Origin of the sequence: Acidovorax sp. Root402, assembly GCF_001425125.1 — a bacterium.
In the GTDB taxonomy this organism is placed as follows: Bacteria; Pseudomonadota; Gammaproteobacteria; order Burkholderiales; family Burkholderiaceae_C; genus Acidovorax; species Acidovorax delafieldii.
Genome location: NZ_LMDQ01000012.1, coordinates 484,102 through 509,847 on the forward strand (window position 1 = coordinate 484,102; position 25,746 = coordinate 509,847).

21 protein-coding genes, 2 tRNA genes and 1 pseudogene are annotated in these 25,746 nt (G+C 63.0%); 4 read left to right on the forward strand and 20 right to left on the reverse strand.

Translation table 11 applies throughout. From position 1 onward, the window contains the following. Positions 1-60: 60 nt before the first annotated feature. The 3 genes from ASC83_RS07280 to ASC83_RS07290 all read left to right on the forward strand — a co-directional run bounded on the left by ASC83_RS07280 (position 61) and on the right by ASC83_RS07290 (position 2,905). Entirely contained in the window at positions 61-696 is a 636-nt protein-coding gene (locus ASC83_RS07280) for a Crp/Fnr family transcriptional regulator (RefSeq protein ID WP_056059904.1), read from the forward strand. A gap of 58 nt (positions 697-754) precedes the next feature. Further along, the gene (locus tag ASC83_RS07285; protein ID WP_056059906.1) at positions 755-1,891 is read left to right on the forward strand and encodes a PilT/PilU family type 4a pilus ATPase; all 1,137 of its coding nucleotides are present in this window, start codon (positions 755-757) and stop codon (positions 1,889-1,891) included. A 99-nt stretch (positions 1,892-1,990) separates the two neighbouring features. Continuing rightward, positions 1,991-2,905 carry an NAD(P)-dependent oxidoreductase gene (locus ASC83_RS07290; protein WP_056059909.1) on the forward strand — a complete coding sequence of 305 codons (915 nt, stop codon included), beginning with the start codon at positions 1,991-1,993 and terminating at the stop codon, positions 2,903-2,905. A gap of 204 nt (positions 2,906-3,109) precedes the next feature. On the opposite strand, the gene ASC83_RS07295 is transcribed toward ASC83_RS07290, so the two are convergent. From ASC83_RS07295 to ASC83_RS07305, 3 genes are all read right to left on the reverse strand, one after another. Continuing rightward, complete coding sequence (locus tag ASC83_RS07295; protein ID WP_200938904.1) at positions 3,110-3,775, reverse strand: BON domain-containing protein; 666 nt, start codon at positions 3,773-3,775, stop codon at positions 3,110-3,112. Next, on the reverse strand, positions 3,772-4,371 hold the full coding sequence (locus tag ASC83_RS07300; protein WP_056059914.1) for an SIS domain-containing protein: 600 nt from the start codon (positions 4,369-4,371) through the stop codon (positions 3,772-3,774). Before ASC83_RS07300 ends, ASC83_RS07295 begins: the two co-directional genes overlap by 4 nt. Positions 4,372-4,461: 90 nt before the next feature. Next, the gene (locus tag ASC83_RS07305) at positions 4,462-4,872 is read right to left on the reverse strand and encodes a YraN family protein (RefSeq protein ID WP_056059917.1); all 411 of its coding nucleotides are present in this window, start codon (positions 4,870-4,872) and stop codon (positions 4,462-4,464) included. Here ASC83_RS07305 and rsmI point away from each other — a divergent pair. Then, complete coding sequence (gene rsmI / locus ASC83_RS07310) at positions 4,872-5,801, forward strand: 16S rRNA (cytidine(1402)-2'-O)-methyltransferase (protein ID WP_056059919.1); 930 nt, start codon at positions 4,872-4,874, stop codon at positions 5,799-5,801. The genes ASC83_RS07305 and rsmI overlap by 1 nt on opposite strands. 101 nt (positions 5,802-5,902) lie before the next feature. On the opposite strand, the gene ASC83_RS07315 is transcribed toward rsmI, so the two are convergent. The 17 genes and pseudogenes from ASC83_RS07315 to ASC83_RS23450 form a co-directional block, all read right to left on the reverse strand. Then, positions 5,903-7,156 carry an Hsp70 family protein gene (locus tag ASC83_RS07315; protein ID WP_056059922.1) on the reverse strand — a complete coding sequence of 418 codons (1,254 nt, stop codon included), beginning with the start codon at positions 7,154-7,156 and terminating at the stop codon, positions 5,903-5,905. Between the two features lie 169 nt (positions 7,157-7,325). Further along, positions 7,326-7,401 (reverse strand) — tRNA-Phe (locus tag ASC83_RS07320). A 60-nt stretch (positions 7,402-7,461) separates the two neighbouring features. Continuing rightward, positions 7,462-8,145 carry a response regulator gene (locus tag ASC83_RS07325; protein WP_056059924.1) on the reverse strand — a complete coding sequence of 228 codons (684 nt, stop codon included), beginning with the start codon at positions 8,143-8,145 and terminating at the stop codon, positions 7,462-7,464. 42 nt (positions 8,146-8,187) lie between these two features. After that, positions 8,188-10,482 carry an ATP-binding protein gene (locus ASC83_RS07330; RefSeq protein WP_056059927.1) on the reverse strand — a complete coding sequence of 765 codons (2,295 nt, stop codon included), beginning with the start codon at positions 10,480-10,482 and terminating at the stop codon, positions 8,188-8,190. Beyond that, a complete protein-coding gene (locus tag ASC83_RS07335) occupies positions 10,479-11,090 on the reverse strand; it encodes a DUF4390 domain-containing protein (protein ID WP_056059932.1) in 612 nt (203 codons plus the stop codon). The genes ASC83_RS07330 and ASC83_RS07335 overlap by 4 nt, the downstream gene beginning before the upstream one ends. 10 nt (positions 11,091-11,100) lie before the next feature. Then, on the reverse strand, positions 11,101-12,573 hold the full coding sequence (rsmB, locus tag ASC83_RS07340; RefSeq protein ID WP_235509331.1) for a 16S rRNA (cytosine(967)-C(5))-methyltransferase RsmB: 1,473 nt from the start codon (positions 12,571-12,573) through the stop codon (positions 11,101-11,103). Between the two features lie 18 nt (positions 12,574-12,591). After that, positions 12,592-13,200, reverse strand: a complete 609-nt coding sequence (locus tag ASC83_RS07345) for a LemA family protein (protein WP_056059935.1) — start codon at positions 13,198-13,200, stop codon at positions 12,592-12,594. 179 nt (positions 13,201-13,379) lie between these two features. Next, complete coding sequence (gene rpoC / locus ASC83_RS07350) at positions 13,380-17,615, reverse strand: DNA-directed RNA polymerase subunit beta' (protein WP_056059939.1); 4,236 nt, start codon at positions 17,613-17,615, stop codon at positions 13,380-13,382. A 21-nt stretch (positions 17,616-17,636) separates the two neighbouring features. After that, positions 17,637-21,749 carry a DNA-directed RNA polymerase subunit beta gene (rpoB, locus tag ASC83_RS07355; protein WP_056059942.1) on the reverse strand — a complete coding sequence of 1,371 codons (4,113 nt, stop codon included), beginning with the start codon at positions 21,747-21,749 and terminating at the stop codon, positions 17,637-17,639. A gap of 266 nt (positions 21,750-22,015) precedes the next feature. Continuing rightward, on the reverse strand, positions 22,016-22,393 hold the full coding sequence (gene rplL, locus ASC83_RS07360; protein WP_008907085.1) for a 50S ribosomal protein L7/L12: 378 nt from the start codon (positions 22,391-22,393) through the stop codon (positions 22,016-22,018). A 40-nt stretch (positions 22,394-22,433) separates the two neighbouring features. Further along, entirely contained in the window at positions 22,434-22,958 is a 525-nt protein-coding gene (rplJ, locus tag ASC83_RS07365; protein ID WP_034695835.1) for a 50S ribosomal protein L10, read from the reverse strand. A gap of 241 nt (positions 22,959-23,199) precedes the next feature. Further along, the gene (gene rplA / locus ASC83_RS07370; RefSeq protein ID WP_056059944.1) at positions 23,200-23,895 is read right to left on the reverse strand and encodes a 50S ribosomal protein L1; all 696 of its coding nucleotides are present in this window, start codon (positions 23,893-23,895) and stop codon (positions 23,200-23,202) included. After that, the gene (gene rplK / locus ASC83_RS07375) at positions 23,896-24,327 is read right to left on the reverse strand and encodes a 50S ribosomal protein L11 (protein ID WP_008907082.1); all 432 of its coding nucleotides are present in this window, start codon (positions 24,325-24,327) and stop codon (positions 23,896-23,898) included. A 160-nt stretch (positions 24,328-24,487) separates the two neighbouring features. Further along, positions 24,488-25,084 (reverse strand): transcription termination/antitermination protein NusG, encoded by a 597-nt coding sequence (nusG, locus tag ASC83_RS07380; RefSeq protein WP_015012231.1) that lies wholly within the window; start codon positions 25,082-25,084, stop codon positions 24,488-24,490. Then, on the reverse strand, positions 25,081-25,467 hold the full coding sequence (gene secE, locus ASC83_RS07385) for a preprotein translocase subunit SecE (protein WP_056059947.1): 387 nt from the start codon (positions 25,465-25,467) through the stop codon (positions 25,081-25,083). The genes nusG and secE overlap by 4 nt, the downstream gene beginning before the upstream one ends. A 91-nt stretch (positions 25,468-25,558) precedes the next feature. After that, positions 25,559-25,634, reverse strand: a tRNA-Trp gene (locus tag ASC83_RS07390). Between the two features lie 15 nt (positions 25,635-25,649). Then, positions 25,650-25,746, reverse strand: a pseudogene (locus ASC83_RS23450) (elongation factor Tu); the annotation flags it as partial.

Genomic DNA, 25,746 nt, shown 5'->3' on the forward strand with positions numbered 1-25,746 from the left:
ACAGCACACCCCCATGAACGACTTTGCGGCCCCTGCAGGCGCCGCATACCGGAGCGCGATATGAAAGGCATTTTGAGCCTTCTGAAAATGAAAACCCGCAGCGGCAAGCCATCGGACGACCACACGGATTCCGTGTTGTTTTCCACCGCGTTTGCGGGCCAGGGTGTGGACGACTCCATGCTGGTGCCCTGGGAGGCGCGCGCCGTGGAAGTGGGCGCCAAGCGCCTGCCTACCAGCCGGGGCGGCAAACTGCTGCAAGGCCTGTGGGCCAAGGACAAATACATGGCGCACCTGGACAAGGACGCTGTGGAGCGCATGGAGCGCTTTTTTGAATTTGCGGCCGTCCCGTCCAACCGCGACGTGATTCGCCAGGATGAGTACGGCAACTTCATGGTGGTGCTGCTCACCGGCACCATCGCCGTGGACCGCGTGCAGCCTTGGGGCGAACAATTGCGACTGGCCGAGACACGCCCGGGGGACATCCTGGGAGAGATGTCGCTGCTGGACAGCGGCATCCGCTTTTCGGCCTGCACCACGCTGACCGACTGCGAGATCGCCGTGCTCTCCGCCGAGGCCATGGACGACATGATGACCAAGGATCCGCAACTGGCCGCCAGTCTGATTGCCCTGCTGGCGCGCAAGCTGTCGCTGCGCCTGCGCGTGGTGAGCGCACGCCTGAGCGACAACCAGAAATGATGCACCTATCCACGACACAAGATCGTCCGGCAGACGACCACCCCCGGGAGAACTTCTGATGGAACGCGATCAGGCCAGTAAATTCATCAATGACCTGCTCAAGCTGATGGTGAGCCGCAACGGCAGCGACTTGTTCATCACGGCAGAGTTTCCACCCGCCATCAAGGTCGATGGCAAGGTGACCAAGGTGTCGCCGCAACCCCTCACGTCCAACCACACGCTCACGCTGGCGCGCGCCATCATGAGCGACAAGCAGGTGGCGGACTTCGAGCGCACCAAGGAGTGCAACTTCGCCATCTCGCCCGCTGGCATCGGGCGCTTCCGCGTCAACGCTTTCATCCAGCAGGGCAAGGTCGGCATGGTGCTGCGGACCATTCCGCTCACGCTGCCCACCATCGACGGCCTGGGTGTGCCGCAGGTGCTCAAGGAAGTGACGATGACCAAACGCGGCCTGTGCATCCTGGTGGGTGCCACGGGCTCGGGCAAGTCCACCACGTTGGCCGCCATGGTGGACTGGCGCAACGAGAACTCGTTCGGCCACATCATCACGGTGGAAGACCCCATCGAATTTGTGCACCCGCACAAGAACTGCGTGGTGACGCAGCGTGAAGTGGGCCTGGATACCGACAGCTGGGAAGCAGCCCTGAAGAACACACTGCGGCAGGCGCCCGACGTGATTCTGATGGGCGAAATCCGCGACCGCGAGACCATGGAACATGCGGTGGCGTTTGCCGAAACCGGGCACTTGTGCCTGGCCACGCTGCACGCCAACAGCGCCAACCAGGCGCTGGACCGGATCATCAACTTCTTCCCCGAAGAGCGCCGTGCCCAGTTGTTGATGGACCTGTCGCTCAACCTGCGCGCCATGGTGTCGCAGCGCCTGATCCCCAAGCAGGATGGCAAGGGCCGCGCCGCAGCGGTGGAGGTGATGCTCAACACCCCGCTGATCTCCGACCTGATCTTCAAGGGCGAGGTCTCCGAGATCAAGGAGATCATGAAGAAGAGCCGCAACCTGGGCATGCAGACCTTCGACCAGGCGCTGTTCGATGCCTACGAGGCCAATGTCATCAGCTACGAAGACGCACTGCGCAATGCCGACTCGCTCAACGACTTGCGCCTGCAGATCAAGCTCAACAGCCAGCGCGCCAAGTCACCCGACCTGGCTCAGGGTACCGAGCATTTTGCGATCGTTTGACCCCAGAGCCAGGTCCACACACCTTCGCGCAGCTTCACCCGCCCTCCTGGGCGGGTTTTCGTTTTCACGCATACTTTTGCATCATCTTGCCGTCACACCATGCCAAGCACTAACCCCCGCAACTACGACACCACCCCCTCCCGCAAAGTCGCCTTTCTGGGCCTGGGCGTGATGGGCTATCCCATGGCAGGACACCTGGCGCTGGCTGGTCATGAAGTCACTGTGTACAACCGGACCGCTACCAAATCCGTAGCATGGTGCGCAGAGTATGCGGGCACCAAGGCCCCCCAGCATGCAGCCACGCCCCGCGAGGCGGCGGCAGGCGCCGACATCGTGTTCTGCTGTGTGGGCAATGACGATGACCTGCGCTCGGTCACCCTGGGTGCGGACGGTGCCTTCGCAGGCATGAAGCCCGGTGCGATTTTTGTGGACCACACCACGGCCTCGGCCGAGGTGGCCCGCGAGCTGTATGCGGCCGCCCAGGCGCTCGGCCTGCAGTTTGTGGATGCGCCCGTGTCCGGCGGCCAAGCCGGCGCTCAGAACGGCCTGCTGACCGTGATGTGCGGTGGCGATGCCGCAGCCTTCGAGGCTGCTCAGCCCGTGGCCATGGCGTTCTCGCGCGCCTTCACGCTGCTGGGTGCCAGCGGCTCGGGCCAGTTGGCCAAGATGGTCAACCAGATCTGCATCGCCGGGCTGGTGCAGGCCCTGTCGGAAGCCGTGGCGTTTGGCCAGAACGCCGGGCTGGACATGAAGCAGGTGCTGGAAGTGATCGGCAAGGGCGCTGCCCAGAGCTGGCAGATGGACAACCGTGGCAAGACCATGGTGGACGGCAAGTTCGACTTTGGTTTTGCCGTGGACTGGATGCGCAAGGACCTGGGACTGGTACTGGACGAAGCCAAGCGCAACGGATCACGCGTGCCGGTGACGGCACTGGTGGACCAGTTCTATGCCGATGTGCAGAAGATGGGCGGCAACCGCTGGGATACGTCCAGCCTGATTCAGCGCTTGAAGTAACCCCCTCAGCCGCCTGCGGTGTCTGCCCCGACAAAGGGCAGGCCTGGCGGTCGGACAAAGCAGGCATCGTCACAGCCTTACCCCCGGGTGCAACGCCGGCGGCGTGTGGCAGCGTTGCGGAGCCCCAGCGCTGCGCTGCAAGAAAAAAGTCCCAGACCACGCGCTGCGGTCTGGGACTTTGACCCTCCGGTCTGAACCCCGTCCTCAGCCGCCGGCTGGCTTGGTGTCCGTGGTGACCGGCGCTGGCTGCGGCGCGATGCGGCGCAGCTCTTCCTCCGAAACGATCTCGAACACACGCACCACCTTGCGCACGTCACTCACGCCCCGGGCGATGTCCGTGGCACGGTTGGCCTCGCGCTGCGAGACACGGCCCATCAGATAGACGGTGTTGCGCTCGGTCACCACCTTGAAGGAGTTGGCCGAGATGTCCTGCGCGTCCACCAGGCTCGCACGCACCTTGCCGGTGATGAAGGTGTCCGTGGACCGCTGGCTCAGGGTGGAGCTGGGCATCACGGCCAGATCGTTGACCACGGAGCGCACGTTCTCCACCTGCGACACCATCTGCTCCACCGCCTGGCGGTCCTGGGCCGTGGCGACTTCACCGGTCAGCAGGGCCTGGCGGTTGTAGCTGGTCACGTTGACATGGGCCCGGTCGCCCAGGGCTTCGCGAATGCGGTTGGCCGCGCGCAGCTCAATGCCTTCGTCTTCGATCTGGGTGCCGGCCGTGCGGCGGTCCACCGCCATCACGCCGCCGACCACAGCGCCGCCCACGATCAGGGGCGCGCAGGCCGATAGTGCGGCGGCCAGTGTGGCAGCAGCCAGGGCAGTGCCCACCACGCGGCGGGTGCGGTTCATGGTTGTCGGGTTCATAGTGGGATCTCCTGTTCACCAAGTAACTGTGCGTCCACGCCGTCGCTGATGCAATGCAATACCAGCGTGTGGACTTCGCGCACGCGTGCCGCACGGTCGTGGGGCACGCTGATCAAGACGTCGGTCTCCCGCAGCATGGCGGCCAGTTTGCCGCCGGTGCGGCCCGCCAACACCACCACGGTCATGTCGCGCTCGTGCGCGGCCTCGGCGGCGGCCAGCAGGTTGGGGTCGTTGCCGTGCACCGTCAGGGCCAGCAACACATCGCCCGCCTGACCCAGGGCGCGCACCTGACGCGCAAACTGCTGGGTGGCATCGTTGCTGCCCGCAGCCGCCGTGAGCAGTGTGTTGTCGGATGTGAGCGCCAGCGCGGCCAGCTCGGGACGTTCGCGTTCAAAGCCCGCCACGCAAAAGGCGGCAAACTGCTGCGCTTCGGCGGCGGACGGGCCGTTGCCACAGGCCAGCACCTTGCCGCCGCTGGTCACGCAGGCCAGCACCGCCTGTACGGCTGCTGCAATGGGATGGCTCAGGGTCTGCGCGGCCTGGTACTTCAGGTCGGCGCTGTCGATGAAATGCTGTTGGATGCGTTGCTCAAGCATGAGGGCCCGATGATACCCGCCGCGTGTTACAGCTTTTGTAGCAAAGGGTAGCCACCCGCATTGCGCTGGCGACCGGTAGGGCGCCCGCCGCTACTGCGCATCGAACGCCGCCTTGAGCCACTGCACCCCCTCCTCCACCAGCACCACGTCAAAACGGCAGGGCGGTGGCGACGGCAAGCGCATCAGGTAGTGCCGTGCGGCAAAGATGATGCGCTGCTGCTTGGTCGCGCTGATGCTGGCACCGGCGCCGCCAAAGCCGCCATGCGTGCGGCTGCGCACCTCCACGAACACCAGGGTGCCATCCCGGTCATGCATCACCAGATCAATCTCGCCCCCGCCGCGTCCGGGCGTCCGATAATTGCGCACCGCCAGTTGCAGTCCCGCTGCCTGCAGATGGGCCAATGCCTGGTCCTCGGCAGCGTTGCCCCGCTCACGCGTGGTGGCTTTTTTGGCAGCCTCCGGGGTGGCAAGGGCCGGTGGTCTTTTTCCAAGGAAATTCATTGAGCGCATCTTTCGCTTCAGCCCAGGGCGCGGCGCACGACGCCGCCGCTGCGCAGCATTATCCGCGGGGCGCGCTGTACGTGGTGGCCACGCCCATCGGCAACCTGGCCGACATCACCTTGCGCGCACTGCATGTGCTGCAGCTGGCCGACACGGTGGCTTGCGAGGACACGCGCCATACGCAGTCGATGCTGCGCGCCTACGGCATCGACAAGGGCGCCAGCCAGCTGCTGGCTGTGCACCAGCACAACGAGGCCGAAGCCGCGCAGAACGTGGTGCACAGGCTGCAGCAGGGCCAGCGCGTGGCCTATGTGAGCGACGCAGGCACCCCCGGCGTGAGCGACCCCGGCGCACGTCTGGTGGCTGCCGTGCAGGCGGCGGGCCTGCGTGCCGTGCCACTGCCGGGCGCCAGCAGCATCACCACCGCATTGAGCGTGGCCGGTGCCGTGGCCCACAGCACCGAACACGGCGGCTTTGTGTTTGCAGGATTCCTGCCCGTCAAGAACGCGGAGCGTGCCAACGTGATTGCGCAGCAGCTGGCCCAGGAGCCCCGGTGCGTGGTGCTGCTCGAAGCGCCCCACCGCATCGGCGAGCTGGCCCAGGCCCTGGCCGTATTGGGCGAGCGCCCCATCACCCTGGCGCGCGAGCTGACCAAGCAGTTTGAAGAAGTCACCACCCAGCCCGCGCAGGCGCTGACGGCGTGGCTGGATGGGTCGCCCCAGCGCTCGCGCGGCGAATTCGTGGTGCTGCTGCACCCGGTACCTGTGGTCAGCGACGCAGGCGACAGCCACCGCGTGCTGCGCCTGTTGCTGGCCGAGCTGCCCCTGAAGACCGCCGTGCGCCTGGCCGCCGAGATCACGGGCGCGTCACGCAACGTGCTGTACGACACCGCGCTGGAGTGGAAGCGCGAGGATGGCGTACAGGACTGACTCCAGGTGCTCCCGGGCCGTGTTTGCGATGTTTTCGGGCGGTAGCGCTAGTGCAATATGCCGCACAAGCTATCCAATTAATAGCAAACTGGATGGCATGACTACCGCGAAACCGCCAGGCCCGCAGCCACCCCGCCGAACAGATCACCCTCCACTTGCGGAGTTGCCGGGAAGGCCGTGCGCAGTGCCTGGCGCAGGGGCCGCAATGCCGACGAGCCCCCAGTCAGGTAGATCGCATCCACACCCCCATCGCCCAGTCCCGCCATCTGCAGGCAGTCGCGCGCGCAGGCCACCACCTGTTCCAGCGGCTGCGCCAGGGACTGCGCCAATCCGGGCGGCGTGATGGCGGCGCCGAGCCCAGCCTCGACCCAGTCCAGCGGCATGGGCGCCTCGGCATCGGCCAGAGAAGCCGCGATCTTGGCCTGCTCCACCGTGTTGGCCAGGCGGTGGCCCAGCCGCTCGTTCAACACCCGAATCAGCCGGGCATGCAGCGCGGCATCGGCATAGTCGGTACGCAGGTTCTGCGCATCACGCAGTGCGCGCGGCGAATACAGCCACTGGATCAGGTGCCAGGTCGAGAGGTCGAAAAACACGCGGCTGGGCACCTCGCGCCCCGACGGACCGATGTGGCGAAAGCCCAGCAGCGGCATGAGCAGGTCCAGGCTGAGGCGCCGGTCAAAGTCCGTGCCACCGATGTGCACGCCAGTGGTGGCCAGCACATCGCTGCTGCGGTCCGCGCGGGCCATGCGCTCGGGGCCCAGGCGTACCACCGTGAAGTCCGACGTACCGCCGCCAATGTCCACCACCAGCACCAGCGACTCCCGGTCGATGCGCTGCTCGTAGTCCAGCGCGGCCGCAATGGGCTCGAACTGGAAGCTCACGTTCTCGAACCCTGCAGACAGCGCGGCCTGGCGCAGCGCGTCCTCGGCCTGCTGATCGCGCTCGGCGTCGCCGTCCACAAAATGCACCGGCCGCCCCATCACCACCCGCCCGGGCATGCCCCCCAGTTCGTCGCGGGCCTTCTGCGCCAGCATCCGCAAGAAGAGACCGATGATGTCCTGGTAGCTGACCAGCTGGTTGTGCACTGCGGTCTTGTCCTGCAGCAGCGCACTGCCCAGCAGGCTCTTGAGCGAGCGCATCAGCCGCCCTTCCGTGCCCGCGAGGTACTGCGCCACCGCATCGCGCCCAAAGTGCGTGCGCTGGTCTTCGGCGTTGAAGAACAGCGCCGTGGGCAGCGTGTGTGCATCCCCCTCCAGCGCCACCATCCGCGACAGGCCCGCGCCCTGCCGCACCGCCATCGCGGAGTTGGAAGTGCCGAAGTCGATACCAAGGGTGGTGTCCTGCAGAAGGGGCATGGGGAACGTGGGGAGAAACAACAAGGAAGGCAATGCGCGGTACGGGCAGCAACCAGCACCAAGGCAACGCAGGATTTCGGCATGCGCACCTGCCCAGCTGGGTGTGGCCCTGCTTCGGCGGTACGAAATTGAAAAAGCCCTTGATTCTTGCAAATCAAGGGCTTTTGTTTGGTGGCCTGGGGCGGAATCGAACCACCGACACAAGGATTTTCAATCCTCTGCTCTACCGACTGAGCTACCGGGCCTGAGCCTCAAATTATAGCCAGAAAAATCAGTGCTTCCGGCAAAAGGCACAAATTAATTGATCAGCCGCGCTTGCCGCGCCCCAGATCCACGCCCAGCTGGCGCAGCTTGCGGTACAGGTGGGTGCGCTCCAGGCCCGTCTTTTCGGCCACGCGCGTCATGGAGCCGCCTTCGCGGGCCAGGTGAAACTCGAAGTAGGCCTTCTCGAAACCATCGCGCGCTTCGCGCAGGGGACGATCCAGGTCAAAGCCCTGGTGGGCGTGGGGGCCAGGGTCCACCCCCGCCATCACCGCAGAAACGGCAGGCAGCTGCGAGAACGTCGGATCGGCCGGAGCGGCAACGGGTGCGGACACGGCAGCCACGGGTGCAGCTTGGTGGGCTGCGTTGCGGGCCAGGCCCTGCTCCACGGCCTTGAGGAGCTTTTGCAGGGTGATGGGTTTTTCGAGGAACGAGAAGGCGCCGATGCGCGTGGCCTCTACCGCTGTGTCGATGGTGGCGTGGCCGCTCATCATGATGACCGGCATGGTGAGCACGCCCGCAGTTGCCCACTCTTTGAGCAACGAGACGCCGTCGGTGTCGGGCATCCAGATGTCCAGCAGCACCAGGTCATAGCTGTTGCCTGCCCGGGCGGCTCGGGCCTGGGTCGCATTTTCTGCGAGGTCTACGCTGTGACCTTCGTCGTTCAGGATTTCCGACAGCAGATCACGAATGCCGAGCTCATCGTCGACCACCAGAATGTTTGCCATGTGTGTTGAAGCGCCTTGGGGAGGTACTGCGGGGCGGTGTTGTTATGACGCCACCGCTGGTTCAGGGGCGAATGATAACGACACTTGGGCGCCGCGCACCACGCCTTCTTCGGTGCGGTTGGACAGTTCGATGCGCGCTCCGTGCTCATCTGCGATCTTTTTGACCACGGCCAAACCCAGGCCGGTGCCACGCGGTTTGGTGGTGACATAGGGTTCGAAAGCGCGCTGCAGGATGTGGGACGGAAAGCCCCCGCCGCTGTCCGACACCGTGAGCCGCACACGGCGTGACGATTCGCTCCAGCGGGTGCTGATGCGCACCGGCGGCACGGGCTCGGAGGCCCCGGCGCGGGCCTGCTCGGTCGAATCCTGGGCGTTCTGCAGCAGGTTGTGTACGACCTGGCGCAACTGCTGCGCATCGCCCGCAATCCAGGGGCAGCGCGGGTCCAGCTCGGCTTCTACAGGCACGGTGGCGTTTTCTGCCCCATACAAATGGAGCACGTCGGCGACCAGGGCATTGAGGTCCAGCGCATGCAGTTCGGCAGCAGGCAAGCGCGCGTAATCGCGGAACTCGTTGACCAGTCGCTTCATCGCATCGACCTGGTCCACGATGGTCTTGACGGACTTGGCGAGGATGGCCTGTTCAGGGTCCGGCAGCTTGCCCGACAGCTTCATTTCAAGGCGCTCGGCCGACAGCTGGATGGGGGTCAGCGGGTTCTTGATTTCGTGCGCCAGCCGGCGCGCCACCTCGCCCCAGGCCTGCGCACGCTGGGCCGAAACGATCTCTGAAATGTCGTCAAAAACCAACAGTCGGGTGGCATCGGGCAGCTCGGCGCCCCGCGCAACCAGGCTCGTGGCGTGTTGTCCGGCGCCGCCGGAGGAGGCATGCAGCTCGAACGGCTGCTGCCAATGGTCCAGGCCATGGCGTTCATGGTCCCCCAAAAACGCATCGAAATGGCTTTGGACCGACGCGGCAAACTCCGCGAGGCCCGGCACTTCGGACAGCGGCCGCCCCTCATAAGCGGCCATGGGAGCGCGCAGGATGCGGGTGGCGCCCGGGTTGGACGAACGGATCAGCCCCTGCGCATCCAGCACGATGACACCCGCCGTAAGGTTGTCCAGAATGGTCTGCAGGTTGGCGCGGGAGGCATCGACCTCGCCCATGCTCTGCTCCACCGCCTGGCGCGCGTCTGCCAGTTGCTGGGTCATGAGCGCGAACGAGCGCGTCAGCCCACCCAACTCATCTTTGCTTTGCAGCGCGGCCTTGGGACTCAGATTGCCCGCAGCCACCTCGCGCACCCCCTCTGCAAGCACCAACAAAGGCCGCGCCAGCTGGTTGCCCAGCAGCACCGCCAGCAGCACAGCGCCGAACACCGCCAGGAACAGACTCAGCGTGAGCGTGCCCACATACATGCGCCGCAGCCCGCCCCGGGCCAGCGCACGCTCCTGGTATTCACGATTGGCCTCCTGCACGGCGATGGCGTTGGCCACCAAGGCCGGCGGTAGGGGCAAGGTGGCCTGCAGATAGCGCGGCTCCATCAGCAGGCCCACGCTGGGGCTGCTGACCAGGGCCAGCACCTTGACCCGCGCGTTCTGCGCCGCAGCCGGGTCGGCAATGTCGTCCAGCCCTTCGATCTGCGCCGTGGCGCGCTGCTGGCGCGCCGTGCGCAGCAAGGCAGCGCCGGGCCGCTCGGGGTTGAGACTGAAGCGCGACTGTCCCGCGCTGGCCACCGCCTGACCGGACGCGTTCCAGAGCACCACGTCGGTCGCGCCGAGCTGGTCGCGAATACGCTCCAGCACCAGGCCCGCAGCAGCATCAGGCACCTGGGCCACCTGGGCGCTGGCATTGCGGGTCTTGGCGGCCATGTCCGTGGCCAGCGAGTCCAGCGACACGCGGGCCAGGTTGACGCCCGCAGACAGAGCACCCTCCACCTTCACGTCGAACCAGCTTTCGATGGAGCGCGTGACGAACTGATAGGACACCACATAGATCAGCAGCCCCGGCATGAGCCCCACCAGCGCAAAAATGGCTGCGAGCTTGACCAGCAGGCGGCTGCCAAAGCGCCCCTTGCGCAGGCGCAAGCCCAATCGCACCGCCACCCAGCCCAGCACCAGCAGCAGCAGCAGCGCCACAAACACGTTGACGCCGAAGAGCCAGGCGTAGTTGCGCTCGTACAGCACGCGGTTGTTGGTGGCCAGCGTCAGCAAGAACAGCAGTACCAGACCGATGGCCGACATGATGGCGGCGCCCACGCCCACGGCCCAGCGCACTGCGCGGGACTGGCGGGCGGTGGCGTGGGTCGATGCCGAAACGCCGGTGGATGGGGGGGACGTGCTCACTTGGCTGGCTCTGCGCCCAGGCGCTGGCTGCGGGACACCAGCAGGTTCCAGCCCGACCGGCCGACCGCACCGATCTGGAAAGGACGGGGCAGCTGGGACATGTCGAGGCGGAAGCGGAAGTTCACCGTATGCACGGCATCGGACTCGATCACATCGCGTTCGGCGATCTTCCAACGTGAAAAACGCTGAATCGACGACAAGGCATCGGCGTAATTGTCAAAATTCTGACCCAGCACCACGCCCAGCCCGCTGTTGGTGAAAGGCGTGGAGGAGATGTTGAGACGCCAACGGCGGGTGAGCGGCTGGTAGCTCAGGCGGAAGTACCGGGTGGTCTCGGCCACCTGCCGGTCGGACCAGTACCAGCGGTCGCGCAGCACCTGGGCGTCGGCCACGAAGAACATGGGAATGCCTTTTTGCAAGGCGTCTTCTGCCAACTCGGGCAGTTCAAATTGCAGGTTGGCACTTAGGTACAGACCGTCGTCCCCGCGTTCGAGGCGCAGGTCACCCACCTCGGAGGAGGCCGCCTGTGCCGCTACGGCCTGCGGCACCCAGCAGAGCACCGTCCCCCAAAACAGCACAAACCATGCGCACACCAGCCACCAGCGCATGCCCCGGGGCTCATTGCGCCGATTTTTGCAACAGTGCGTAAAAAAAGCCGTCGTGGTCACCGGTCAGATTGTCCGGGACAGCCCCGACCTTGTCCGCGTTGCCGGGAATTAAATGCCCCGGCGACGGCAGCATTTGCGCATCGGTGTTGTGTGCAAGAAACGTTTGCACCTGGGCATCACCCTCTGCCCGGAAGACGGAACAAGTGCAATACAGCAGGCGCCCGCCGGGACGCAACAGCGGCCACAGAGCCTTGAGCAGGGCCGCCTGCAGGGTTGCCAGCTGGGCAATGTCGGATTCACGGCGCAGCCAGCGCACGTCTGGATGGCGACGCACAATGCCGGACGCGGTGCACGGTGCGTCGAGCAGGATGGCGTCGAACGGCACGCCACCGCACTGCGACTGCCACCAGTCTTGCGGGCGGGCAGCATCGGCCACCAGGACCTGGGCCGTCAGCCCCAGGCGCTGCAGGGTTTCACCAATGCGGACGCTGCGTGTGGCATCGATTTCCAGCGCCGTGACCTGCAAGGGAGACTGCGGACCCGCCATCTCCAGCAGGTGCGCCGTCTTGCCGCCGGGGGCGGCGCAGGCGTCGAGCACGCGCAAGGGCTGACTCAGATCCAGCCCTTGCAGCAGCAAAGGAGCCGCCTGCTGGGCGGCGGCGTCCTGCACGGACACCCAGCCCTCCGCAAAGTGTGGCAGCGACTGAACGGGCACCGCCTGACGCAGCGCGACGCCATGCTGGCCCACCGCAATCGCTCCTAAACCAATAGCATCCAAGGCATGTAAATACTGCGCTACCGTGCATTTTTGTTCGTTGACCCGCAACATCATTGGTGCGTGGGCATTGTTGGCCTGCAGGATCTGCTCCCAGTGCTGGGGGTGGTCCTTGCGCAGGCGTTGCACCCACCACGCCGGATGGTTCCAGCGCGCCACGGGATCGTTGTCGGTGGCGACCACCAGGGTGTCGCGCTCGCGCAGAAAACGGCGCAGGCAGCCGTTGATGAACGAGGCCTGCGCGCGGGTGGCCGGGTGGTGCTTGGCCGCCTCCACCGCCTGGTTCACCAGGGTGAAGGGTTCATAGGGCGAGGCCTGCGGGTCCCAGCACAGCGCCAGCGCGCTGCACAGCAGCGCATCGGCGGCGGGTGCGGGGGCACGGGCGGCCAGCTGTCGGCGCAGGGCCTCGGCCCGCCCGGCCTGGCGCAATACCTGGAACAGCAGGGCCTGCGCGCCAGGGCGCAACGCGATCTCTATGGCCGCCAGCGCTGCCGTGCCGGACTGCCCACCGCGGATCGCCTGCAAGGCGCCAGCCACCGCTGTCAGCAACCGCCACAGAGGAACCGTCGTGGCACTCGATGGAGTCGCCCTATCGGGTGAGACCGCAGCAGAACCCGCCTGCGGAGACTGCTGGCCGGAGCCTGCGCGCACGGGACGCGGCGCATTGCCACCGGTGCGGCGGGGACGTTGGTGGGGAGGTGGAGTCATCGTGATCCTGAAAACGGGTTACAGCGCACGTGCCGCCTTGAACCCGAACACCCAGGCCAGCAGGCTGGCCGGAAACTGGGCAATGGCACTGTTGTACTGCACCACGGCCTCATTGAACACGCGAATCGCTTGCTCGTTCTGCACGGCGTGTTCCTCCCAGCGCACCTGCCACACGGACAGGGCCACGGGCGCAGACCCTGGGGTCACCGTACCGGTATCTGCAGCTGAGGCCAATGCTGTTGGCTGTGCAGGGTCGGCCAGCAACTTCTGCAAGGCGGTGGCCCAGGTTGCTCGCAGCACTTCGCGGGCGGCAGTCAATGCAGCCACCGCGTCACTCTGCAGCGGGCGGGCACGTGCCACGGCCAGCGAGGCACTCAATTGCGTCACGGCACCCTGCAGCGCAGCCAACTCTTGCGCACCTGCATCGGCCAGCAAGCTGCCGCGCTGTACGGTCTGCGCCGCCCCGAACTCGCCAAGCAAGGCCACCAGCCGCACCATGTGTGCGTCAAAACTGCCGAACGACTGAACGACGGCCGAGCGCAGGCGCATCAGACGGTTGTAGGCCCCCAGGGCCCAGAACAGAAAGACGGCAAAAGCAATCCAGAAGAGGGGCGACGACCACAGCATGCACAGTTGCCGGAGCGGATGCTGCTGCACCCGTCGCGGCCCGAAAAACAGAAAGTTGAAACAAACGACGGGCGGTGAAAAGACACGCGTCCATCAAAAACGCCCCCGGCCTGCCTGGGACAGGACGGGGGCGCTGTGGCGACCGCAGCAGGGCCTGGGGGAGGCCTTGCTGTTTTCTATCAGTCTGCCGCTGCGTCTGTGGCAGTGACGCTGCCACTGTCCACATCCGAGGCGTCCGACTGGGCTGCCATTTCGGCGGCTTCGGCTTCGGCGATGGCGCGGCGCTCGGCGTCGTCCATAGCGTCCTTGGCCTTGCGTGCCTGGTGGTAGGCCAGTCCCGTACCGGCAGGGATCAGGCGACCCACGATCACGTTTTCCTTCAGGCCACGCAACTCGTCGCGCTTGCCCATGATGGCAGCCTCGGTAAGCACGCGGGTCGTTTCCTGGAAGGAAGCGGCCGAGATGAACGAGTCGGTAGACAGAGATGCCTTCGTGATACCCAGCAACAGGTTGCTGTAGGTCGCAGGGATCTTGCCCTCGGCCTGCAGTGCCTCGTTGGTGTTGAGGATCTCAGAGCGCTCGACCTGCTCGCCGGCAATGTAGTTCGACTCGCCGACGTTCTCGACCACGACGCGGCGCAGCATCTGGCGAACGATCACCTCGATGTGCTTGTCGTTGATCTTCACACCCTGCAAGCGGTACACGTCCTGCACTTCATCGACGATGTAGCGCGAGAGTTCTTCGATACCCAGCAAACGCAGAATGTCTTGCGGGTCGGCCGGGCCGTCCACAATCGATTCGCCCTTGTTCACCACCTGGCCTTCGTGCACCAGGATGTTCTTTTCCTTGGGCACGAGCTCTTCGAACACGCGACCTTCAGGGTCAGTGATCTGCAGGCGAACCTTGCCCTTGGTTTCCTTGCCGAACGACACGGTACCGGTCATTTCGGCCAGGGTGCCCTTGTCCTTCGGTGTACGGGCTTCGAACAGCTCGGCCACGCGGGGCAGACCACCGGTAATGTCGCGGGTCTTCTGGCCTTCGACCGGAATACGCGCCAGCACTTCGCCGGGGCCCACGTCCTGGCCATCGCGCACCTGGATCAGAGCACCGACCTGGAAGCCGATGGTCACCGAGTGGTCGGTACCAGGGATCTTCACTTCGTTGCCCTGGGCGTCGATCAGCTTCACCTGCGGACGCACCACCTTGGCGGCACCACGGCGCTTCGGATCGATCACCACCAGCGTGGACAGACCGGTCACTTCATCGACCTGCTTGGCCACCGTCAGGCCTTCTTCGACGTTCTCGAACTTGGTCTGGCCGGCGAACTCGGTGATGATGGGTCGCGTCAGCGGGTCCCAGTTGGCCAGGATCGTACCGGCCTTGATCTGCTGGTCGGCCTTCACCGTCAGCGTCGCACCGTAAGGCACCTTGTGGCGCTCACGCTCGCGGCCATGCTCGTCCTGGATGATGATTTCACCCGAACGCGCAATCACCACCAGCTCGCCCTTGGTGTTGCTCACGTAGCGCATCGTGGCGTTGAAGCCGATCACGCCGTTGGACTTGGCTTCCACGCTCGACGCGATGGCTGCACGCGAAGCGGCACCACCGATGTGGAACGTACGCATGGTCAGCTGCGTGCCGGGCTCGCCAATGGACTGGGCAGCGATCACACCCACGGCTTCGCCGAGGTTGATCAGGCCACCGCGGCCCAGGTCGCGGCCGTAGCACTTGGCGCACAGGCCGTAGCGGGTTTCGCAGGTCAGGGCCGTGCGCACCTTCACTTCGTCCACGCCAGCGGCTTCGAGCTCTTCGATCAGGTCTTCGTCCAGCATCACACCAGCTTCGACCAGCACCGCGCGGTTCTCGGGGTGCAGCACATCCTCAGCCGCAGTGCGGCCCAGGATACGCTCGCGCAGCGATTCGATCACTTCACCGCCTTCGACGATGGCGCGCATCAGCGAACCATTGGCCGTGCCGCAATCCTCTTCGGTCACAACCAGGTCTTGCGTCACGTCCACCAGACGGCGGGTGAGGTAACCGGAGTTCGCCGTCTTCAGCGCCGTGTCGGCCAGACCCTTACGGGCACCGTGGGTGGAGATGAAGTACTCCAGCACGTTCAGGCCTTCGCGGAAGTTCGCGGTAATGGGCGTCTCGATGATCGAGCCGTCTGGCTTGGCCATCAGACCCCGCATACCAGCCACCTGACGGATCTGGGCCGCAGAGCCGCGGGCACCGGAGTCGGCCATCATGTAGATGGAGTTGAAAGACTCCTGGTCCACTTCCTTGCCGTGGCGGTCGGTGACCTTTTGCTTGGACAGCTGGGCCATCATCACCTTGGACACTTCGTCGCCGGCCTTGCCCCAGATATCCACCACCTTGTTGTAGCGCTCGCCAGACGTCACCAGACCGGACACGTACTGCTGTTCGATCTCTTTGACTTCCTTCTCGGAGCGCTCAATGATGCCGGCCTTCTGCGGAGGCACCAGCATGTCGTCGATAGCAATGGAGATACCGGCGCGCGTAGCCAGGCGGAAACCGTTTTGCAGCAGCTTGTCTGCAAACACCACGGTTTCTTTCAGGCCGCACTTGCGGAAGCTCACGTTGATGAGCTTGGAGATTTCCTTCTTCTTCAGCGCCTTGTTCATGTTGCTGAACGGCAGGCCCTTGGGCAGGATCTCCGACAGCAGTGCGCGGCCCGCAGTGGTTTCCACCAGCGAGGTCGAGGGCACAAACTCGCCCGTGGTCTTATCCTTGGTCCACTCGGTCATGCGCACCGTGATCTTGGCAGCCAGTTCGACCTGGCCAGCGTCCAGGGCACGCTGCACTTCGCCGGTGTCAGCGAACACCAGGCCTTCGCCCTTGCCGTTGATACGGTCACGGGTGGCGTAGTACAGACCCAGCACCACGTCCTGCGAAGGCACGATGGAGGGTTCGCCCGAGGCGGGGAACAGCACGTTGTTGGAGGCCAGCATCAGCGTGCGGGCTTCCATTTGTGCTTCCACCGACAGCGGGACGTGCACAGCCATCTGGTCACCGTCGAAGTCGGCGTTGAAGGCCGCGCAAACGAGGGGGTGCAGCTGGATGGCCTTGCCTTCGATCAGGATGGGTTCAAAGGCCTGGATGCCCAAACGGTGCAGCGTAGGTGCACGGTTCAGCATCACGGGGTGTTCCTTGATGACCTCTTCCAGGATGTCCCACACCACGGGGGTGCCGGATTCGACTTCCTTCTTGGCGGCCTTGATCGTCGTCGCGATGCCCATGGCTTCGAGGCGCGAGAAGATGAAAGGCTTGAACAGCTCCAGCGCCATCAGCTTGGGCAGACCGCACTGGTGCAACTTGAGCGTTGGGCCCACGGTGATCACGGAACGACCGGAGTAGTCCACGCGCTTGCCCAGCAAGTTCTGGCGGAAACGGCCGGATTTGCCCTTGATCATGTCGGCCAGCGACTTCAGCGCGCGCTTGTTGGCGCCCGTCATGGCCTTGCCACGGCGGCCGTTGTCCAGCAGCGAGTCGACGGCTTCCTGCAGCATCCGCTTTTCGTTGCGGGCGATGATTTCAGGGGCCTTCAGCTCCAGCAGGCGGCGCAGACGCGAGTTGCGGTTGATGACGCGGCGGTACAGGTCGTTCAGGTCGGAGGTCGCGAAGCGGCCGCCGTCCAGCGGCACCAGCGGACGCAGGTCCGGTGGCAGCACGGGCAGCACTTCCAGCACCATCCACTCGGGCTTGATGCCCGACTTCTTGAAAGCTTCGAGCACCTTCAGGCGCTTGGCGTTCTTCTTGACCTTGACTTCGGAGCCGGTCAGGTCACCGCGCAGGCGTTCGATCGACAGGTCGATGTCGATGGATTCCAGCAGGTCCTTGATGCCTTCAGCGCCCATTTTGGCGATGAACTCGTCGCCGTATTCCTTGCGCTTGGCGTCGTAGTCGTCCTCGGACATGATGCTGAACTTCTTCAGCGGGGTCATGCCGGGGTCGGTCACCACGTAGGCTTCAAAGTACAGCACGCGCTCGATGTCGCGCAGCGTCATGTCGAGCACCAGGCCCAGACGCGAAGGCAGCGACTTCAGGAACCAGATGTGAGCGCAAGGCGCGGCCAGATCAATGTGGCCCATGCGCTCGCGACGCACCTTGGTCTGCGTGACTTCAACGCCGCACTTCTCGCAGATCACACCGCGGTGCTTGAGGCGCTTGTACTTGCCGCACAGGCATTCGTAGTCCTTGATAGGACCAAAAATCTTGGCGCAGAACAGACCGTCACGCTCGGGCTTGAATGTGCGGTAGTTGATAGTTTCGGGCTTTTTCACTTCGCCGAAAGACCACGAACGGATCTTTTCGGGCGAAGCCATGCCGATGCGGATGGCATCGAAATGCTCGTCCGGCGTGAATTGCTTGAACAGGTCGAGTAGCGATTTCATAGTGACTCTTTCCTTTTCTGCTTAGGAGCGTTCCAGCTCGATGTCCAGGCCCAGCGAACGGATTTCCTTGACCAGCACGTTGAACGATTCCGGCATGCCGGCTTCGATGGCGTGTTCGCCCTTGACGATGGACTCGTACACCTTTGTACGGCCCACGACGTCGTCGGACTTCACGGTCAGCATTTCCTGCAGCACGTAGGCGGCGCCGTAAGCTTCCAGCGCCCACACTTCCATTTCCCCGAAACGCTGGCCACCGAACTGCGCCTTACCACCCAGCGGCTGCTGCGTGACGAGCGAGTAAGGACCGGTCGAGCGGGCGTGCATCTTGTCGTCCACCAAGTGGTGCAGCTTCAGGTAGTGCATGTAGCCGATGGTGGTCGGGCGCTCAAAGCGCTCGCCCGTGCGGCCATCAAACAGATAAGCCTGTGTGCGGGTCGGTGTCAGGCCCTTGCGCTCAGCAATATCGTCCGGGTAGGCGATCTTGAGCATGTCCTTGATTTCTTCTTCCGAAGCACCGTCGAACACGGGGGTAGCGTAAGGCACACCACTCGTCAGGTTTTCCGCCATGGCCATCAGGTCGTCGTCGCTCAGTTGCGACAGGTCTTCCTTGCGGCCGCGCGAGTTGTACACCTCTTCGAGGAAGGTGCGCAGCTCGGACGCCTTGGCCTGCTCCTGGAGCATGTTGCCGATGCGCTGACCAATGCCCTTGCCGGCCCAGCCCAGGTGGACTTCCAGCACCTGACCAATGTTCATCCGCGAGGGCACGCCCAGCGGGTTCAGAACGATGTCGGCAGGCGTGCCGTCGGCCATGTAGGGCATGTCTTCGACCGGAACGATCTTGGACACCACACCCTTGTTACCGTGGCGGCCAGCCATTTTGTCGCCAGGCTGCAGACGGCGCTTGACGGCCAGGTACACCTTGACCATCTTGAGCACGCCAGCAGGCAGCTCGTCGCCTTGCGTGAGCTTCTTGCGCTTTTCTTCAAAGGCCAAGTCGAAGCTGTGGCGCGTTTGCTCCAGCGCGTTCTTGATGGATTCGAGCTGGGTGGCGACTTCGTCTTCCGCAGGGCGGATGTCGAACCAGTGGAACTTTTCGACGGAAGCCAGATAGGCCTTGTCGATCTTCGTGCCCTTGGCGAGCTTCTGTGGGCCGCCGTTGGCCACGCGGCCGATCAGCAGCTTCTCGATACGATCAAAGGCGTCGGCCTCCACGATGCGCAGCTGGTCGTTCAGGTCCAGACGGAAGCGCTTGAGTTCATCGTCGATGATCTGCTGGGCGCGCTTGTCGCGCTGGATGCCTTCGCGGGTGAACACCTGCACGTCGATCACGGTGCCGGACGACCCCTGGTCCACGCGCAGCGACGTGTCCTTCACGTCGGAAGCCTTCTCGCCGAAGATGGCGCGCAGCAGCTTCTCTTCAGGCGTGAGGGTGGTTTCGCCCTTGGGCGTGACCTTGCCGACCAGCGTGTCGCCGGGCTGCACTTCGGCGCCCACGTAGATAATGCCGGACTCGTCCAGACGGTTCAGTTGCTGTTCCGACAGGTTCGGAATGTCACGTGTGATTTCTTCTGCACCCAGCTTCGTGTCGCGAGCCATGACCACCAGCTCTTCGATGTGGATCGAGGTGTAGCGGTCTTCGGACACCACGCGTTCGGAGATCAGGATCGAGTCTTCGAAGTTGTAGCCGTTCCAGGGCATGAACGCGATCAGCATGTTCTGGCCGATGGCGATTTCGCCAAAGTCCGTCGATGCACCGTCGGCCACGACGTCACCCTTGACCAGCTTGTCACCCTTCTTGACGATAGGACGCTGGTGGATGTTGGTGTTCTGGTTGGAACGCTGGTACTTGATGAGGTTGTAGATGTCCACACCCACTTCACCGGCCACGGCTTCGTCGTCGTTCACGCGGACCACGATACGGGTGGCATCCACGTAATCCACGATACCACCACGTGTAGCGGTCACCACGGTGCCCGAGTCCACAGCGGCCACGCGTTCAATGCCCGTACCGACCAGGGGCTTTTCAGGACGCAGCACAGGCACGGCCTGGCGCGACATGTTGGCGCCCATCAACGCGCGGTTCGCGTCATCGTGCTCCAGGAATGGCACCAGCGAGGCTGCCACCGACACGATCTGCGCGGGCGACACGTCCATGTACTGCACGCGATCTGCGCCGCACAGAATCGACTCACCCTTTTCACGGGCTGAGACCAGTTCGCCCGTCAGACGACCGTCCTTGTCGAGCTGCGCATTCGCCTGCGCAATCACGTATTTGCCTTCTTCGATCGCCGACAGATAGTCGATGTCGTTGGTCACCTTGCCGTCCACCACACGACGGTACGGGGTCTCAATGAAACCGTACTCGTTCAGGCGGGCGTAGAGAGCCAGCGAGTTGATCAGACCAATGTTGGGACCTTCAGGCGTTTCGATAGGGCAGACGCGACCGTAGTGGGTCACGTGCACGTCACGCACTTCGAAGCCTGCACGTTCACGGGTCAGACCGCCTGGGCCGAGGGCAGATACACGGCGCTTGTGCGTGATTTCCGCCAGCGGGTTGGTCTGGTCCATGAACTGTGACAGCTGCGATGCGCCGAAGAACTCCTTCAGCGCTGCCGAGATCGGCTTGCTGTTGATCAGGTCGTGGGGCATCAGAGGCTCTTGCTCGGCCTGGCCCAGACGCTCCTTCACGGCCTTTTCGATACGTGCCAGGCCCGTGCGGTACTGGTTTTCGGCCAGTTCGCCCACGCAACGCACGCGGCGGTTGCCCAAGTGATCGATGTCATCGACTTCGCCGTTGCCGTTGCGCAGGTCCACCAGGATCTTGACCACGGCCAGGATGTCTTCGTTGGACAGCACCATGGGGCCGGTGGATTCGTCGCGGCCAATCTTGGCGTTGAACTTCATGCGCCCCACGCGCGACAGGTCGTACGTGTCGGGGTTGTAGAACAGGCGCTGGAACAGGGCCTGCACGGCGTCTTCTGTCGGCGGCTCGCCGGGGCGCATCATGCGGTAGATGGCCACGCGGGCAGCGAACTCGTCCACCGTTTCATCGATGCGCAGGGTCTGCGAGATGTAGGCGCCTTGGTCCAGTTCGTTCGTGTAGATGACCTGCAGGTCTTGCACGCCGGCAGTACGCAGCTTCTTGAGCAGCGCTTCAGTCAGTTCCTCATTGGCCTTGGCGATGATTTCGCCCGTGTCGGCGTCCACAATGTTGCGAGCGACCACACGGCCAATCAGGAAGTCTTCTGGCACGCTGATGTGCGTGGTGCCAGACTGCTCCAGTTCGCGGGTGTGACGGGCCGTGACGCGCTTGTCCTTGGCCACAACCACCTTGCCCGACTTGTCGGTGATGTCGAAGCGTGCCACTTCGCCACGCAGGCGCTCGGAGACAAACTCCATTTGCGCACCGCTGTCCATCAGACGGAAGTTGTCGTTGACGAAGAAGTTCGCCAGGATGGACTCGGGGTTCAGGCCGATGGCCTTGAGCAGAATCGTGACCGGCATCTTGCGGCGACGGTCCACGCGGAAGTACAGGATGTCCTTGGGGTCGAACTCGAAGTCGAGCCAGGAGCCGCGGTACGGGATGATCCGAGCCGAGAACAGCAGCTTGCCCGAGCTGTGGGTCTTGCCCTTGTCATGCTCGAAAAACACGCCTGGCGAACGGTGCAGCTGCGACACGATCACGCGCTCCGTGCCGTTGATGATGAACGAGCCCTTGTCGGTCATCAGGGGCACTTCACCCATGTAGACCTCTTGCTCCTTCACTTCCTTGACCACCTTGGACTGCGACGTCGAGGACTCGCGGTCATAGATGATCAGTTGCACCTTGGCGCGCACGGCCGAGGCGAACGTCAGACCACGGGTCTGGCACTCACGCACATCGAAGGCCGGCTTTGCCAGGTTGTACTCAATGAACTTCATCTCCACAAACCCGTTGTGGGAGACGATGGGGAAGGCAGCGTCGAATGCAGCCTGAAGGCCTTCGATGGTTCTTTTCTGGGGTGCTGTATCTGCCTGCAGGAAAGCGGTGTATGCGTCCTTCTGCATCTGCAGCAGATAAGGAACTTCGAGCACGCTATCGCGGGTGCCGAAACTTTTGCGAATTCGCTTGCGTTCGGTGTAGGAATAGGCCATGAGATCTCCGGGCAAAGACATGAGTCCTGGGTCTTCGACGACTGACCCGCAAGGAGCGTGGTCCTTACAGGCTTGGCGGTTGGCCACTACCAACCATGGCGGACGGTGATGCGTTGCACATCACCCGAACCAAGGCGTCTTCTGCTGTCGGGGTTGTCAGAAGACACTCGAAAACCTCGTTGCAGACGGGGCTTACGGGTGCTCTCTGAAAGCACCAAAGGCTGGAGGCCCTTTGAGGAGCACTCCAGCCCTTGAGCAAGACCGAATTACTTGAGTTCGGCCTTGGCGCCGGCTTCCACCAGCTTCTTGACGGCTGCTTCGGCGTCGGCCTTGGCAATGCCTTCCTTGACGTTCTTGGGAGCGCCGTCCACCAAGTCCTTGGCTTCCTTGAGGCCCAGGCCGGTGATTTCGCGCACTGCCTTGATGACGGACACCTTGTTGGCGCCGGCTTCGGTCAGCACCACGTTGAATTCCGTCTTTTCTTCAGCAGCAGCGGCGCCAGCACCACCACCAGCGGCAGCAGGAGCAGCCATAGCTGCAGCGCTCACGCCAAACTTCTCTTCAATGGCCTTCACCAGGTCATTGAGTTCCAGAACCGTCATGCTGTCCAGCGCGGTCAAAAATGCGTCTTTATCGAATGCCATTTTGATTTCCTAACAATTGTGTTGGTTGACTGCCCAGCTATCAAGCTGCTGCAGGTTCGGCGGCCGGTGCGGCTGCGCCTTCGCCTTTTTTCGCCGCCAGTGCGCCCAGCACAACGGCTGTACGCGACATGGGGGACATAAGCAAGCCACAAATCTGAGCCAGCAGAACTTCCTTGGAAGGAATGTTGGCCAGTTGCTTCACGCCGTTGACGTCCAGGGCTTTACCACCGAAAGCGCCACCGCGAATCACCAACTTGTCGTTGGTCTTCGCAAAGTCAGCCACCACTTTCGCGGCAGCCACGGCGTCTTCGGAGAAGCCATAGATCAGGGGACCGGTCATCTGGTCTGCCACCACGTCAAACTGGCTGCCTGCCACAGCACGGCGGGCCAGGGTGTTCTTCAGAACACTCAGGCTCACACCCTTGCTGCGAGCATCAACGCGCAGTTTGGTCATGTCGGCGACCGTGATGCCACGGTATTCCGCGATCACAAGCGTTTGAGCTTTAGCGGCGAGGCTGGTCACTTCACTGATGACCGCTTCTTTCTCACTGCGATTAAGACTCAAGGTCTACTCCTTAAATTGCGCACTCAGGCTTGCACCCTCCTGCGCGCTCTTGTTGCAGCGACCAACTGTTTCGGAACGAATTCCATCTGCAGCGGGATCGCCATCTGCGTTGGCCCCGCAAGGGGATTAAGTGCGGCGAACCACACACCAACGGTCTTGGATGGCCTGCAGGCAGGTATTGCACCACCCACAGCCCACCACATCAGGCCCTTTGAAAAAGGCCCGAAGATTTCAATCGCAATTACGCTGCGATGGATTGCGTATCCACGCGGACGCCAACGCCCATCGTGGAGGACACAGCGACCTTGCGCAGGTACAGACCCTTGCTCGAAGCTGGCTTGGCCTTGTTCAGTGCATCGATCAGCGCAGCCAGGTTGCCTTGCAGCTTTTCGTTGTCGAACGAACGGCGGCCAATGGTGCTGTGCACGATACCGGCCTTGTCCACGCGGAATTGCACCTGACCAGCCTTGGCGTTCTTCACAGCCGTGGCAACGTCAGGAGTCACGGTGCCAACCTTGGGGTTAGGCATCAGACCACGAGGGCCCAGAATCTGGCCCAGCGTACCCACAACGCGCATAGCGTCGGGGGCAGCAATCACCACGTCGAAAGGCATGTCACCAGCCTTGACCATGGCAGCCAGGTCATCCATGCCAACGATGTCAGCACCCGCAGCCTTGGCTTCTTCCGCCTTGGCGCCTTGTGCAAACACAGCGACACGGGTCGTCTTGCCAGTGCCATTGGGCAGCACCACGGCGCCACGCACCACTTGGTCCGACTTCTTGGCATCGATGCCCAGTTGCACTGCCACGTCGATGGATTCGTCGAACTTGGCCGTTGCAGCTTCTTTCACGAGCGCCACTGCGTCTGCAAAAGCGTACAGCTTGGTGCTGTCAACCTTGCCCTGCAGGGCCTTTTGCTTTTTCGTCAACTTGGCCATTTACAAACCCTCCACCGTCACGCCCATCGAGCGTGCGGAACCAGCCAGCGTACGGACAGCAGCGTCAACGTTAGCGGCGTTCATGTCCTTCATCTTGGTCTTGGCGATCTCTTCGAGCTGTTCGCGCGTGATCTTGCCAACCTTGGTCTTCAGGGCATTGGAAGAACCCTTTTCGAGCTTGATGGCCTTCTTGATCAGAGTCGTCGCAGGCGGCGTCTTGATGATAAAGGTAAAGCTCTTGTCTGCGAACGCCGTGATGACCACGGGCAGTGGCAGACCTGGCTCCACACCTTGGGTCTGCGCATTGAATGCCTTGCAGAACTCCATGATGTTGAGGCCACGTTGACCCAGTGCTGGGCCGATCGGTGGGGATGGATTGGCCTTACCAGCTGGAACTTGCAGCTTGATAAAACCGACGATTTTTTTCGCCATGCTTTACTCCTGACGGGTCATAACGCTTGTGTTGCACCATGCAACCACCAGCTCCCCGGGTTAACGACTCACTGTCACGACATCCGCACCGAGCCGAAAAGTGCGGCGTCCAAAATCATTGCCCTGACTGCCGAGGCAGTCAGGCTTGTGATCGACAGATTTATGTCTTTTCGACCTGTCCGAACTCCAACTCCACAGGGGTCGAGCGACCGAAAATCATCACAGAGACGCGCACGCGACTCTTTTCGTAATTGACTTCCTCGACAGAGCCATTGAAGTCCGTGAAAGGACCTTCCTTGACGCGCACCAACTCGCCCACCATGAACTCGATCTTGTGGCGTGGTTTGTCGGTGCCTTCCTGCATCTGGCTGACGATCTTTTGCACTTCGTCTTCCGAGATGGGGGCAGGCCTGTTCTTGGCGCCGCCCACGAAACCCGTGACCTTGTTAGTGTGCTTCACCAAGTGCCAGGTGTCGTCATCCATCACCATCTCAACGAACACATAGCCAGGGAACAAGCGACGCTCCGTCGTCTTGCGTTGGCCGTTCTTCATTTCCACAACTTCTTCGGTCGGCACCAAGATCCGACCAAATTTGTCTTGCATGCCAGAACGGCCGATGCGCTCCTGAATGTTGCGTTCGACCGCTTTTTCCATGCCTGAATAGGCATGGACAATGTACCAGCGCAGGTCTGGATTGGCCGAGGCAGAAGCGCCTGCAGGAGCTTGTGCTCCCGTGATTTCCGCAGCGGTCGTCATGATTTTCTCCAACCCAAAATCAAGTCGTACAAGACCCACTCCAGCGTCTTGTCCGTGAACCACAGAAAAAGCGCCATGATGACCACAAAGGCAAACACATAGGCCGTCATCTGCAAGGTTTCCTTGCGCGTAGGCCAGACCACCTTTTTCACTTCGCGCCATGCGTCTTTGGCAAACGCGACGAATTGACGCCCCGATTCCGACACCAAAAACACCGCCGCAGCCGCAACCAGCCCGACGATCAATGCCGCCCACTGCACGACAGCGCCTTGCTTGCTCAACAAATAAAAGCCCGCAACGGAGGCAATGACCAACGCCACTACCACTGCGAGCTTGGCCTTGTCTACGCCTGTATTGACAGTTTCAACCTGTGAAGTGGCCATCTTTGAGTATTTCCTGCTTCCTAGTCACGGCATCACTTAAGACACCGAAGCCCGCCAGGGTCTGGCGGGCTTGTTGGGGGCCACATTCAAGTGGCAGGGGCAGTAGGAATCGAACCTACAACCTTCGGTTTTGGAGACCGACGCTCTGCCAATTGAGCTATACCCCTGTATATCTTGCTTGATTAAGCAATGATCTTGGCCACGACGCCAGCGCCCACGGTACGGCCGCCTTCGCGGATAGCGAAGCGCAGACCTTCTTCCATGGCGATGGGGTTGATC